At 76.6% G+C, this 13727-nt stretch carries 7 protein-coding genes; 2 read left to right on the top strand and 5 right to left on the bottom strand.

All coding sequences use genetic code 11. From position 1 onward, the window contains the following. Positions 1 to 40 precede the first annotated feature (40 nt). From LPA54_RS12045 to LPA54_RS12030, 4 genes are all read right to left on the bottom strand, one after another. Positions 41 to 1744 carry a serine/threonine-protein kinase gene (locus tag LPA54_RS12045; protein WP_228976662.1) on the bottom strand — a complete coding sequence of 568 codons (1704 nt, stop codon included), beginning with the start codon at positions 1742 to 1744 and terminating at the stop codon, positions 41 to 43. Positions 1745 to 1977: 233 nt separating this feature from the next. After that, positions 1978 to 3795 carry a serine/threonine-protein kinase gene (locus LPA54_RS12040; RefSeq protein ID WP_228976634.1) on the bottom strand — a complete coding sequence of 606 codons (1818 nt, stop codon included), beginning with the start codon at positions 3793 to 3795 and terminating at the stop codon, positions 1978 to 1980. A 163-nt stretch (positions 3796 to 3958) separates the two neighbouring features. Further along, positions 3959 to 6634 (bottom strand): protein kinase, encoded by a 2676-nt coding sequence (locus LPA54_RS12035; RefSeq protein WP_228976632.1) that lies wholly within the window; start codon positions 6632 to 6634, stop codon positions 3959 to 3961. Between the two features lie 146 nt (positions 6635 to 6780). Then, a complete protein-coding gene (locus LPA54_RS12030; RefSeq protein ID WP_228976630.1) occupies positions 6781 to 9156 on the bottom strand; it encodes a serine/threonine-protein kinase in 2376 nt (791 codons plus the stop codon). A gap of 157 nt (positions 9157 to 9313) precedes the next feature. Here LPA54_RS12030 and LPA54_RS12025 point away from each other — a divergent pair, with 157 nt between their 5' ends. Continuing rightward, on the top strand, positions 9314 to 10387 hold the full coding sequence (locus tag LPA54_RS12025) for a serine hydrolase (protein ID WP_228976628.1): 1074 nt from the start codon (positions 9314 to 9316) through the stop codon (positions 10385 to 10387). 120 nt (positions 10388 to 10507) lie between these two features. Here the strand turns inward: LPA54_RS12025 and LPA54_RS12020 are convergent, their stop codons facing one another. Continuing rightward, on the bottom strand, positions 10508 to 12214 hold the full coding sequence (locus LPA54_RS12020) for a glycerol-3-phosphate dehydrogenase/oxidase (RefSeq protein ID WP_228976626.1): 1707 nt from the start codon (positions 12212 to 12214) through the stop codon (positions 10508 to 10510). Positions 12215 to 12454: 240 nt separating this feature from the next. On the opposite strand from LPA54_RS12020, the gene LPA54_RS12015 reads away from it, so the two are divergent. Next, positions 12455 to 13696, top strand: coding sequence for a nucleotide sugar dehydrogenase (locus tag LPA54_RS12015; protein ID WP_228976625.1), 1242 nt, complete (start codon positions 12455 to 12457; stop codon positions 13694 to 13696). The last annotated feature ends 31 nt before the right edge of the window (positions 13697 to 13727 follow it).

Genomic DNA, 13727 nt, shown 5'->3' with positions numbered 1-13727 from the left:
GCGTACTTCTCGTCGTCCATGCCGAACGCGGGGGCGGGCGTCAGCGCGTGGTGAGGAAGAGGACCACGCCGAGGGTGACGGCGACCGCGATGGCCGCGACGAGGGCGACGACGAGCCCGGCGGCCGCCGGGCCGGCCGGCCGGCGGGGCGGAGCGGGGCTGCGGCCGCGCCCCGGTCGGCCCAGGAGGCGCCGGCGGCCGGTACGGCGTGCGGCGGAGGGCGGGGTGTCGGCGTGGCCGTAGGGCGCCGGGCCGTACGGCGAGGGCGCGTCGGCGGGCGGACCGTACGGGCCCGCCGCGTACGGCGGTGACCCGTCGACCGGCGCCCCGTACGGCGCCGGGACGACGGCCGGGGAGGCGTACGGGGGCGGCCCGTACGGCCCGGGGTCGTAGCCGGGCGTCCCGTAGGGCGGCGGCGCGTCGGCGGCGGGCGCGCGGGGCTCGGGCGCCGCGGGCTGGCCGGGCGCCGCGGGCTGCTCGGGCGTCCCGGGCGCGGGCGGTGCGCCCGGGGCGGGCTGGGGGTCGAAGGGCACCGCGTCGGGCAGCACGGCGTCCGCCGGCTCGGCGCCCGGGGGCGGCGGCGTGGGCAGCGCGGGGGCGGCGGGGCCGCGGTCCTGCGGTTCGGGGGCGGGCGGTAAGGGCGGCTCCTCCCGTACGCGGCGCGGCGACCGGTTGGGCAGTACCCGCGCCATGTGCCGGACCCGGTCGCGCGCCCGGGCCGGCGGAACGCTGTGGGAACGGGCGCCCTGCGGCGCGTCCCCCCGCTCCCCCGGCGCGCCGCCGGCCTGCCCCTGGCCGTCCTCGGGCCGGTCGTGGGCGGCGGGGGCGTGCGGATCGGGCGGCGGTACGGCGTCCCGGGGGCCCGCGCCGCCGGCCCCCGGGACTCGGGATCCCCGGGCGCCGGCCCCCGCCGGTCCGGCCCCGGCACCGGACTGTCCCGGCACCGGTCCGGGACCGGGCGGGGTGCCGGGGGCGAGCGGGACCGGGCCGGACGGCATCGCCGCGTACGCCCTGAGCAGCCGCTCCGCCTCCACGACGTCGATCCGGCGCGCCGGGTCGCGCTCCAGCAGCCCGCGCACCACGGGCAGCAGCGGCCCGGCGGCGACCGGCGGGCGGATCTCCGCCTCGACCACCGCGTGCAGCACCCCGCCCAGCGAGTCGCGGTGGAAGGGCGAACGCCCCGTCATCACCGCGCAGAGCAGCACCCCGAGCGACCACAGGTCGGCCGCGGGCCCGGTCTGGTTGCCCTGCATCCGCTCGGGCGCGGTGTACTCCGGCGAGCCGACGAACATGCCCGACTCGGTCAGCGTCGTGGCCCCGGCGAGCTGGGCGATCCCGAAGTCCGTGAGGACGACCCGCCCCGTGGCCTCCTCCACCAGCACGTTGGCCGGTTTCAGATCCCGGTGCAGCACCCCGATGGCGTGGGCGGCGCGCAGCGCGGACAGCAGCGCCAGTCCGATGCCGGCCGCCTCGCGGGCGTCGACCGGCCCCCGTACCGCGATCCGCTCGGCGAGCGACACCCCTTCGACGAGCTCCATCACGATGTACGGGACGCCGTCCTCCTCCACCACGTCGTGGACGCAGACGATGTGCGGGTGGTGCACCCGGGCCACCGCCCGCGCCTCGCGCAGCGTCGTGTCGACGGCCGCGTCACCCCCGCCGGGGGCCACCGTGTCGACGTGGAGCTCCTTGACGGCCACCGGGCGGCCCAGCAGCTCGTCGTGGGCGCGCCACACGGTGCCCATGCCGCCCCGGCCCAGCCGTGCCTCCAGGCGGTAGCGCCCGACGATCCGCCGCTGCTCGCGCGCCTCCTCCTGCGCCCGCGCCGGCTCCCGCGCGTACGGCGGAAGCACGGGGTCCGCGGGATCCACGGGGTGCTGCGGACGCCGGGGGTCCGCAGGGTGCTGCGGGTCCCCCTGCTCCTCCGGTCTCCACCCTCCGACCGACACGGCCATCTCCTCCGCTCGCGCCGAGGAGGTCACCCCCCGGCGGGTCGCCAGTGGCGCAGCACGATGTCGAACTGCTCCCGGGTGGTCGCCCAGTCCTCCTCGGGAGACGACATGTACAGCGCGTACTCGGTTCCGTCGTCCGTGTAGTACACCTGGTCGATCGCGTGGCGCTTTCCGGGGTGTGTCCTCTTCTCGCGCCAGGTGAACTCCCAGAGACAGGATTCCTGTCGATCTCGGAACGTATTCTGGGTCAGCTTTACCCGTTGGTACTCCGGCAACCGCTTCTTCAGGCTCTTCTCGACGTCGAGCATGTGCGTGTACGGGTTTTCGAAGTCCGGGTCCTCGTCGACGCTGATCCGGATGCGGTGCCGGCCGTTGTCCGGGGTGTAGTCGACCTGGTCGCCGTCCATCTGCCGCTTCCAGCCCGGGGGCACCGCCAGACTGAAGCCGAGCGGGTCCTCCACGCGCTGCCAGCCCTCCGGCAGACCGCCCGCCCGCGCCGCCGACGTGTGCGGATCGGGCGTCGGCCCGGTGGTGGAACCCGAGGTGGAGCCCGTGGTGGAGCCGGTGACGGCGGTGTCCGCGCCGCGGCCGCCGTCCGCGTACCGCATGCCGGCGAAGCCCGCGCCGGCGCCCACGGCGGCGGCGAGCAGGAGCACCAGGACGGCCCTGCGCCGGCGGGCCGGCCCACCTTGGCCGCCACCCATGGGGGGCGCGTGCGGCGGGGCGTGCGCCGTTGCCGTGTTCCCGTGCGCCGGGGGTGCCTCGCGCTGCGCGGGGACGGTGGACGGGTGCCGGGGGTCCGGCCCTGAGGCGCCGCCGGAACGCGCGCCGGCGGCAGCGGCATCGGGGCCGGCGCCGGATCGGTCGGTACGGCCTCCCTCAACGGCCTCACGGGTCCCACCGGCCCCCCGGCCCGCGTGCGCCTCACGCAGCTCCCGCAACTCCCTCAGCTCGTCCGCCGAGAGGGAGCGGGTGGCGACGTACGCCTGGGCGTCGGCGGGCGTACGGCCCTCCATCGCCTCGATCAGCATGCGTTCGGTGGCGGCCGCGTCGGGCCGGTCCGCGGGGTCCTTGCGGAGCAGCGCGGTGATCACCGGGGCGAGCGGGCCAGCGTGTCCGGCGGGCCGCGCCTCCTCCGTCACCACGGCCTGCATGGTGCTGATCGGCGAGGACCGGCGGAAGGGGGACGACCCCTGGACGGCGGTGTAGAGCGTGGCGCCCAGCGCCCACAGGTCCGACGCCGGGCCGGGGTCCGCGCCGCGGACCCGCTCGGGCGCCAGGTAGTCGATGGAGCCGACGAGTTCCCCGGTGCGGGTGATGGTGGAGTCGCCCTCGATGGCGGCGATCCCGAAGTCCGTGAGGAGGACCCGGCCGTCCCGCGCGAGCAGGACGTTGCCCGGCTTGACGTCGCGGTGCAGCACGCCGGCGGCGTGCGCGGCGCGCAGCGCGCCCAGGACGTGCAGACCGATCCGGGCGGCCTCGCGCGCGTCGATGCGGCCGTCGGTCCCCGCCTTGACGGCGTCGGCGAGCGAGGGGCCGTCGACGTACTGCATCACGATCCACGGGCGGTCGTCGTGCTCCAGCACGTCGTGCACGGTGACGACCGAGGGGTGGGTGATCCGCGCGGCGGCCCGCGCCTCCTTCTGCGTCCGGGCGTGCAGCACGACCCGGTCGGCCTCGGAGACGTACCGGCCGGCCGTCAACTCCTTGACGGCGACGATCCGGTGGAGCACCTCGTCGTGGGCGCGCCACACCTTGCCCATGCCCCCGCGGCCGATGGTCTCCCCCAGCCGGTACCGGCCTGCGAGTACCAGCCCCGCGCCCATGCCCTGCGTGTCTTCCACGTGTCTCCGCTCGGCCCCGCCCCGCTGCTTCGCAGCAAGGTTACGGAGGGTGTGCGGGCGGCGGAACCTCGGGGCGGCCACGGAGACCGCACCGTGACGAGCCGCCCGCCCTTCGGCGCGAATTCGCCACTGAGGGTGACGCGGCGGAGGCCCTGGCGGTTCGTCAGCGCAGCGCGCGGTACACGCGCGTGGCCTGTTCGTAGACCTCCGAGACGCGGTCCCGCTCGGCCTCCGGGCCGATGACCTGGACGACGTGGTACCGGTCGCCGACGAGCAGCGCGAGGTTCCGCACGTACACCTGGCGGCCGTTGACGTCCTGCCAGGTGAACTGGCCCTCCGCCATAGCCTGTCGGCCGACGTCGACGCGGCGCAGACCGCTCGCCGTCGACCAGGACGAGTCCCGCCACGGCTGGAGCTCCCGCTCCTTGGCGCGCTGGTACTCCAGCGGGTCGGCGCCCGCCGTGCGGACGGTGTCGCGGCCGGGGACGACGATCAGCGTGAAGTCGCCGTCCGAGTAGCGGACCTGCCCGACGTCGTTGATCGGGCTGCGCCGCCACGTCCGGTCGACACCGATGCGGAACCCCTCGGGGTCGTCCCGCACGACGTAGCCGTCGGGCAGCGCGGGCGCGGTGGGCGTCACGGCGTTGGTGGAGGGCGCCTGGCCGCCCGGCGACGGGCTCAGCGACGGCTCCGGCGCCGGGGCGGGCACCTGCCCGTGCGGCGTGGTCGCCGTCGGCACGGCCGTGCCCGTCGGCTCCCGCGACTCGTCCTGCGTCCCCGCCTTCGGCATGAACAGCACCGCGTACGCCAGCGCGGCACCCAGCGCCAGCAGTATGAGCAGCAGCAGGGTGCGCCCGAGGGCGCGCGGGCTTTCGCCGCCCCGGCGCGGCTCCCTGGCCTTCTTGTGGCGGTGCCGGGCGGGCGCCGGGACGGCGGCGGCGGACCGGCGCCTGCGGACGAGGTCGCCCCGGCGGCGGACGATCGGCAGCCGGGCCGCGTCGACGGACGGCATGGGCACCACGGAGGCGCCCGCGTCCGGCTCCGGCGCCGAGCGGACGAGCGAGCGCAGCCAGCCGCGCAGCTCCTCCACGTCCGGCCGCTCCGTGGGGTCCTGACGCAGCAGCGACTCGACGACGGGCCGCAGCGCACCGCAGTCCTCGGCGTACGCGGGCGGCTCCGAACACACCATCTGCACCAGCTCGGCGGCGCTGTCCTCGGGGTAGGGCGCGTGGCCCTGGAGGACGCGGAACAGCAGCGCGCCGAGCGCCCACAGGTCGGTGGCCGGGCCGACCGGCGGGGCGAGCTGCCAGGTGCCGTGCACCGGGCCCGCCTGCTCGGGCGCCCAGCGCTCCGTGACGGGGCCGACGAGGGCGATCCTGGCCTGCCGGGCCCGCTCGGCCTCCAGCGGCGTGGCGGGGCCGCGGTAGGGGCCGTCGGCGCCGCCCGTCCCGGCGGCGACCGGCACGGCGGCCGCGGGGGCCTCGCGGCGGGGCGGCGGGGGCTGCGGGCCGCGGCGCCGGGCGTCGGCGCTCAGGCCGGCGCGGGCGCCGCCGTACGAGGCGACCTCGCCGTACGGGGAGCTGCCACCGCCCGCGGAGACCGGCCCGTCCCGCCAGGTGCCGGCGAGCAGTGCCCGCGGGGGGCCGCCGCCGGGGCGGTGGTCGCGGGGGGCGTGGCCGGGGGGCGCGTCGTCGGAGTGGCGGGGGTGGCGGGGGCCGTCGCCGTCTTCGCCGCCGCGGTGGTCCTCGTGATGGTCGTCGCCGTGGTCGTCGCGGTGGTCGTCGTCGTAGTCGTCGGCGATGCGGTCGGCGGCCTGGGCGACGTAGTACGGCTCGTAACCGCTCGGCAGGGCCGGCGGACCGGGCGGAAGCGGCGCCGGGGCGGTGCCGTGGGCGGGCACGTACCGGCCGCCGCGCCCGGCGCCGCCGTAGGCGTCGGCGTACGCGTCGCCGTCGTCGTACGCGCGGGGGCCGTCGCCCGGGTACCCGCCGCGGACCGGCCCGCCCTCGAAGCCGCCGTCGAAGTCGGTTCCGTCCTCGTCCTCGTACGCCCCGTCGCCGTACGTCCCGTCGCCGTCGCCGTCGTACGTCCCCTCGTCCCCGTACGTCCCGTCGCCGTCGGCGGCGTCCTCCTCGTACGGGTGGGCCTCGGCGTCCTCCGCGTACTCGGCTGCCTCCGCGTACTCGGCGTCCTCGGCGTACTCGGCGTCCTCGGCCTCCTCGGTGAGCGGCACGGGGGCGTAGCCGCAGAGGGCCTCCTCGGCGGCGCCCGCCGCCAGGCCGCTGAGGACGACGCGGCCGTCGTCGCAGACGAGGACCGTGCGGGCGGTGACGTTGCGGTGGGTCCAGCCGTGGACGTGCAGCGCGCGCAGCGCCGTCACCACGTCGGAGGCGATCTCGGCGGCGCGGTAGGCGGTCAGCGGCTGCTCACGGACCAGCGCGGCGAGCGGCCGGGCGGCGACCAACTCGCTGACGATCCACAGCGAGCCGCCTTCGGTGAAGACGTCGAAGACCTGGTCGAGGCGCGGGTGGTCGGGGATCCGGGCGACGGCCTGCACCGCCTCGACCGCGCGCCGGACGGCGGGGTCGACGGCCGCGCGGACCGCCGTGCCCTGCGCGGCCCGCCCGTAGGGGCGGTGGTAGGGGTCGTCGGCGTCGACCACTTCGGCGTCGACGGTCTCCGGCAGGGGCAGCTGCCGGACCATGACCTCCTGGCCGCTGTACGTGTCGAAGGCGGGCGTCTCGGCGGGCCCGTACGCCCCGCTCCCGCCGTCCTCACCGGCGGACGCGAGCGGCAGGCGATAGCGGTCGGCGAGCACCCTTCCCGCGTAGTCGTCCACGACGCCTCCCCAGCAGCGCGCTGTCCCGCCGGCTCCCCCGATCGCACCGACCGTCCGAAGCCGTCAATTCCTGATCGGTTCCTGTGCGGTTACCCGTTTGATTCAGCCTTGTACGGTCCGGGCGCTCTCACGATACGTGCCCGGGGTCAGTCCGTGGGCCGGAACGTCGCGAACGCCGTGTTCCGCAGCGTGGTGCAGGCCGGCTCGTTCCACTCGGCGGACTTGCAGGTGATCATGATCGCGTAGCCGTGTGTGGCGTCGACCTTGAAGCCCCTGTTCAGCACCCATACCCGCGCGCCGCCCTGGTTGCGCTCGAACTGCCAGTCGGCGACGGTCGGGTAGCCGTTGTAGGAGACGGACTTGATGCCGTGGTGCCGGTAGCCGTTGCTGCTCGCGGCGACGGCGCCCATGGCGGCGGTCCACGCGGCCGCGGCGTCGCCGCCCGGGCTGCCGGTGTAGTCCACCTGGACGCGCGGGAAGCCGCCGGAGGCGCTGTATATCCCGCCGGAGCCGCGGCCCGCGACGCCCGTCATGCGGAAGTTCTCCGGCATGGCCATGGAGAAGCGGAACCGGCTGTCGGTCACCGTCTTGTACCCGGCGGGGAGGGCGGCCCCGGCGCCGGGGCCGCCGGACGGCTTGGCGCCGGTCCCGCTGGTGGCGCCGGTGCCGGGGCTCGTGCCGGTCCCGGCGTCCGCGCCCGCCGTGCCGGACGCGCCGGGATCGGGCTTCCCGCTGCCCTGCTCGGTGCCCTGCCCGCCGTCGGGGCGGCCGTCGTTGCCCGCGCCGCCGCCCGTGGCGGCGCCGTCCGCGCCGCCCGCGGTGGTACCGGCGGTGGCCGCCGTGTCGCCGCCCTTGCCCTGGGCGCCGGAGTCGCCGTCCTTGCCGAGGGAGAGGGCCAGCACGGTGGCGACGACCGCGAGCACCGCGACGACCGCGATGGTGACCAGCGTGCGGCGCGGCACCACGTCCGTGAGCGACGCCCGTACGGGAGCGGGCGGAGTGGAACGTTCCGGCTTGGCGGGCCGGTGCTGCTTCGCGGCGGTCGCCGACGCGGCGTTCCGTACCGACCGCAGGGCGCCGCGCAGCCGGTCGGCGGCCGCTTCGCCGGCCGGGGCCGGGGCCGCCGGGCCGGACGGGGTGGTCGCCGCGTCCCCCGCGGTCGGCGGCGGCACGGGCGGCAGCGGCACGACGCGGGTGGCCTCGGGGGACGGCTCCGGGGACGGCGCGGCCTGGGCGGCGGTCAGCCGGAGGACCTCGGTCAGCAGGGCGCGCGCGCCGGCGTCGTCGAGCCGCTGCGCCGGGTCCTTGGCGAGCAGCCCGTAGATGACCTTGTCGAGCGGGCCGGCGTTGTGCGGCGGGTCGAGCTGCTCGGTCATCACGGCCGTGAGCGTCGCGATGGCGGAGCCCTTGTCGTAGGGCGGGTGGCCCTCGACGCACGCGTAGAGGAGCCCGCCGAGGGACCACATGTCGGCGGCGGGGCCGGGCCGCTGGCCGCGGGCGCGCTCCGGCGAGATGTAGGAGGGCGCGCCGACGAGCATCCCGGTGGAGGTGATGGACGGGTCGCCCTCGACCTGGGCGATGCCGAAGTCGGTGAGGACGACGCGGCCGTCGTCGGAGATGAGGACGTTGGACGGCTTCACGTCGCGGTGCAGGATGCCCTGGCGGTGGGCGGAGCGCAGCACGTCGAGGATGGCGAGGCCGACCTCGGCGGCGCGCCGCGGGGTGAGCGTGCCGTCCTCGCGGATCACGTCGGCGAGGGAGCGGCCCTCGATGAGCTCCATGACGATCCAGGGGCGGTCGTCCTCGTCGACCACGTCGAAGACCGTGACGGCGCTGGTGTTGCGGATCCGGGCGATGGCCTTGGCCTCGCGGAGGGTCCGGGTGATGAGGCGGCGCTTCTCGTCCTCGTCGATGCTGGTCGGGAAGCGCAGTTCCTTGACGGCCACGGTTCGGCCGAGGGTCTCGTCGACGGCGCGCCACACGGTGCCCATGCCGCCGCGTCCGAGCACGCCGCCGAGGCGGTAGCGGCCTGCCAGGAGCCGCCCGTCACCGCTGGCCGTGGTGGCGCGCGTCCCGGCCGCGGCGGTGCCGCCGGCGGGCTTCTTGGCGACGTCCACCCCGGGGGCGACGCCGGGGGCGACGCCGGGGCCGTCGCCGGCGGACGCACCGGAACCGGACGCGCCGCTGCCGGACGCGCCGCTGCCGGCCGAGCCGTTGGCAGGCCCGCCGTCCTCCGAGGTGTCGGCCCGGGGCGCTCCGCCCTTCGGCGCTTCGCCGTCCGGCGCGGCGCCCCCGGGCGTGGTGGTCCCGGGGGTGCCGCCCGCCGGTGACGCGCCCTCGGGCCGGGCGCCCCGCGGTGCGTCGCCCGCCGGGGCCCCGCCCTGCGCGCCGGCGCCCTTCGCAGCCGTGGCCTCTTCGGCCTTGTCACCCTTCACCGTCGCACCCTTCGAGGTCGTGCCCTCGCCATCGGCGCTCCGCTGAGGATCCCGCGCCGCGTCCCGCGACTGCTCCGCTCCCGACATGCGTCCCCTCTGCGTTCCTGTTTCCCGCCCGCGCCTGCCGCGTCCGCGCGGTGCGGTAACCCGCCCTGGCAGAGCCTTCATTGTCCCTCACTCCGGGACCGGTGATTCTCCCGGGTCCGGCGTCCGCAAGGATGACGGTGAGGGAGGGTGCCGCGCCATGGCGAAGTTGAGGACGAGACTCCTGGTGCCCTTGGTTCTGGCCATCTGCGGCCTGTCCGTCGGCGACCCGGTGGGCGGACCGTCGCCGGTGCTCGCCGCGCTGGTCACGGCGGGTGGAGCGCCCGCCGCCGGCCTGCTCGCGCAGACGGCCGGGACCACCCGGTTCGAGACGACCGGCCCCTCCATCGGCGAGGCCGACCACTTCCGCGCGGGCAGCGTCACCAAGACGTTCGTCGCGACCGTCGTCCTGCAACTGGCGGCTGAGGGACGCCTGTCCCTGGACGCCCCGCCGGCGACGTACGCCCCCGGTCTCCTCCCGGCTCCGCCCGACCGCCGCATCACCCTCCGGCACCTCCTCACCCACACCAGCGGCCTCCCCGACCTCGCTCCACCGATCCGTCCCGCCACCCCGTCGGCGGCCGTCCGCGCCGCGCTCGCCCGGCGCCCGGCCCGCGCGCCGGGCGCCTTCTCCTACGCCAACACCGAATACGTCGTCCTCGGCGAGGTCATCGCCGGGGCCACCGGCCGTTCCCACGCCGCGGAGGCCCACCGCCGCGTCATCGCGCCCCTGCGCCTCACCGGTACGTCGTTCCCGGGGGCGCGTACATCACTCCCCGAACCGCACGGCCGCGGCCACGACTCCGCGGGCCGGGACGTCACCTCCCTCGACCCCCGCACCGCGGGCGCGGCCGGTGAACTGGTCAGCACCCTCGCCGACCTGAACCGCTTCCACGCCGCCCTCCTCGGCGGCCGGCTCCTCCCCCGCCCGTCCCTGCGCGTCCTCCTCGACACGGCCCCGGCCGACGGCCGCTACGGCGCGGTCCCGACGCGGCTCCCCTGCGGCATGACGGTGTGGGGCCACGACGGCCGCGTACCGGGGAGCTACGTCCGTACCGCCGCGACGGGCGACGGGCGACACGTCGTCACCTTCCAGGTGAGCGCCGACACTCCGGCCCCGCGCGCGCCGTCCCCCCGCGCCGCCGGCCGCGCGCTGGTGCGCTCCGTGCTCACGGCGGAGTTCTGCGCCGCCGCCGACACCCGCCCGGCCCCCGACCTGACCGGCGACCCCTAGAGCCCGCGCCCCCGACCCGGCCGGCGACTCCGAGAGCCCTCGCCGCCTGCCTGGCCGGCGACCCGGCGTCCGACGCCCCACGTCACCCGCGACCTGACGCCCTCTCCGCCCGGCGCGCCGTCACTGCGGCACGATGTCCGGGGCGCCGAGCCGGGCCGCGTCGGCCGTCTGGTCGTCCGGCTGCCGCTGCGACTCGCGCTCCGCCTCGACGCGCTTCTCGTAGTGCTCCACCTCCTTGGCGATCCGCTCCTCGTCCCAGTCCAGGACACGCCCCATCAGCTCGGCGCACTCCCGGGCGCATCCGGTGCCCCGGTCGAAGGTCTCGATGGAGATGCGGGTGCGGCGGGTGAGGACGTCGTCCAGGTGGCGGGCGCCCTCGTGGGAGGCGGCGTAGACGATCTCCGCGCGGAGGTAGTCGTCGGCGCCCGTCACGGGCCGGCCCAGGGCCGGGTCCTGCGCGACCAGGTCCAGGACCTCGTCGGCGAGGGAGCCGTAGCGGTTCAGCAGGTGCTCGACGCGCACCACGTGGACGCCGGTGCGGGCGGCGGTGCGGGCCCGGGCGTTCCACAGGGCCCGGTACCCCTCGGCGCCGAGCAGCGGGACCTCCTCCGTGACGCACGGGGCGACGCGGGTGTCGAGTCCGTGCACCGCCTCGTCTACGGCGTCCTTGGCCATGACGCGGTACGTCGTGTACTTGCCGCCCGCGACCACGACGAGACCGGGCACGGGGTGGGCGACCGTGTGCTCCCGGGAGAGCTTGCTGGTGGCGTCCGACTCGCCGGCCAGCAGGGGGCGCAGACCGGCGTACACGCCTTCGACGTCGTCCCGGGTGAGGGGGGTGGCGAGGACGCCGTTGACGTGGTCGAGGAGGTAGTCGATGTCGGCGCTGGACGCGGCCGGGTGGGCCTTGTCCAGGTCCCAGTCGGTGTCGGTGGTGCCGATGATCCAGTGCCTGCCCCAGGGGATGACGAACAGGACGCTCTTCTCCGTGCGCAGGATCAGCCCTGTCGTGGAGTGGATGCGGTCCTTGGGGACGACGAGGTGGATGCCCTTCGAGGCGCGGACGTGGAACTGGCCGCGCTCCCCGATGAGCGCCTGGGTGTCGTCGGTCCAGACGCCGGTGGCGTTGACGACCTGGTGGGCGCGGACCTCGTACTCGCCGCCCGCCTCGACGTCCCGGACCCGGGCGCCCACCACCCGCTCGCCCTCGCGCAGGAAGCCCACGACCCGGGCGCGGCTCGCGACCTGCGCGCCGTACGCCGCGGCCGTGCGCACCAGGGTGGCGACGAACCGGGCGTCGTCCATCTGGGCGTCGTAGTACTGCAGCGCGCCGACCAGGGCGTCCCTGCGCAGGGCGGGGGCCACCCGCAGGGCGCGGCGGCGCGACAGGTGGCGGTGCACGGGCAGGCCGCGGCCGTGCCCGGAGGAGACGGACATGGCGTCGTACAGGGCGACGCCGGAGCCGGCGTACAGGCGCTCCCACCCCTTGTGCCGCAGCGGGTAGAGGAACGGCACCGGTTTGACCAGGTGCGGCGCGAGGCGCTCCAGCAGCAGGCCGCGCTCCTTGAGGGCCTCACGGACGAGGGCGAAGTCCAGCATCTCCAGGTAGCGCAGGCCGCCGTGGATGAGCTTGCTGGACCGGCTGGAGGTGCCGGACGCCCAGTCGCGGGCCTCCACCAGCCCCGTGGACAGGCCGCGCGTCGCCGCGTCGAGCGCGGTGCCGGCGCCGACCACACCCGCGCCCACGACCAGTAGGTCGAGCTGGCGCTCGGCCATCGCCGCCAGCGCCGCCGTGCGCTCCGCGGGTCCCAGTCTCGCTGTCCTCACCGCTGCCTCCCGTCGCCGCCGACCCCCGTGTGACCGGGCTCACAGGGTCGATTCTGTCCCGGCTCCCCGACATCGGCCACCGGCCCCGCGCAACCTGTGGACAACACTCGGGCGACAACGGCCACCCAATACCGCATAACGGTCATATTTACGCCTAGTCTGACATTGCGTCCGCTCGTTCCGTCCACAGGACTTGCGCGTCTCGTCCCCTCCGGCTACTGGGAAGGACGGCCCATCCCCATGCCCGCAGACCTCGCCGTCATCGGCCTCGGCCACCTCGGACTGCCCCTCGCCCAGGCCGCCTCCGCAGCCGGTGTCGACACCATCGGCTACGACACCGACCCCCGCCCGGCGGCGGACCTCGCCGCCGGGCGGCCGCCGGTCGACGGCTCCCTGACCCCCTCGGAGATCCGCCGGATGCTCGCCGCCGGCTTCCGCCCCACCACCAACCCCGCCGAGCTGGGCCGCGTCCGCACGGCCGTCGTCTGCGCGCCCGCCCCGCCCGGCCCCTCCGGCACCCTCGACCTGACGGCCGTCACCGACGCCGTCGCCGCCCTCGCGGCCCGGCTGCGCCCCCACACCACCGTGCTGGTGGAGTCCCCGGTGCCGCCCGGCACGACCGAGGGCCCCCTCCGCGACCTCCTCGAACAGGGCTCCGGGCTCCGCGCCGGGCGGGACTTCCACCTCGCCTACTCGCCCGCCCGCCCCGCCCCGGAGGACCGCGACCACGGCCACGGCCACACCCCGAAGGTCATCGGCGGCCTCACCCCGGCCTGCACCGAGTCCGCCGCCGCCTTCTACGGCCGGCTCACCGACAAGGTGGTCCGGGCGCGCGGCCCGCGCGAGGCCGAGACGGTGCAGCTCCTGGAGACCAACTTCCGGCACGTCAACATCGCCCTGGTCAACGAGATGGCCGTGCTCTGCCACGAGCTGGGCGTCGACCTGTGGGACGTCATCCGGTGCGCGGAGACCAAGCCGTACGGCTTCCAGGCGTTCCGCCCGGGCCCCGGCGTCGGCGGCCACTGCGCGCCGGTCGACACCGTCGGCGCCCACCGCCCGCTGCGCCTGGTCGAACTGGCGAGCCAGATCAACGAACGGATGCCGCAGTACGTCACCCGCCGCTGCGCCACCCTGCTCAACGAGCACGGCAAGTCCGTGCGCGGCGCCCGGGTCCTGCTGCTCGGCGTCACCCACAAGCCGGACCTCGCCGACCGCACCGGTTCGCCCGCCCCGGAGATCGCGCGGCGGCTCCGGGAGATGGGCGCGGCGGTGAGCTACCACGACCCGTACGTCCCGGTGTGGCGCGTCCACGACGTGCCGGTCCCGCGCGCGGACTCCCTGTACGAGGCGGCGGCCGGGGCCGACCTGACGATCCTGCTCCAACCCCACCGCACGTACGACCTCCAGGGCCTGGCCGTGAAGGCGCAGCTGCTGCTCGACACGCGCGGGGCGACCCCGGTGGGGGCGGCGCACCGCCTGTGACGCGGGCCCCTCCCGGCCGCCCCCGCGCGCG

The organism is Streptomyces sp. DH12, from assembly GCF_020873895.1.
GTDB lineage: Bacteria > Actinomycetota > Actinomycetes > Streptomycetales > Streptomycetaceae > Streptomyces.
This window is presented reverse-complemented; position numbering and strand designations above follow the sequence as displayed.

What these genes read in the sequence shown, in the direction of transcription:
- LPA54_RS12030 (WP_228976630.1), bottom strand. Translation starts at nt 9,156, where the DNA reads ATGTCGGGAGCGGAGCAGTCGCGGGACGCGGCGCGGGATCCTCAGCGG.
- LPA54_RS12015 (WP_228976625.1), top strand. Translation starts at nt 12,455, where the DNA reads ATGCCCGCAGACCTCGCCGTCATCGGCCTCGGCCACCTCGGACTGCCC.
- LPA54_RS12045 (WP_228976662.1), bottom strand. Translation starts at nt 1,744, where the DNA reads ATGGGCACCGTGTGGCGCGCCCACGACGAGCTGCTGGGCCGCCCGGTG.
- LPA54_RS12025 (WP_228976628.1), top strand. Translation starts at nt 9,314, where the DNA reads ATGGCGAAGTTGAGGACGAGACTCCTGGTGCCCTTGGTTCTGGCCATC.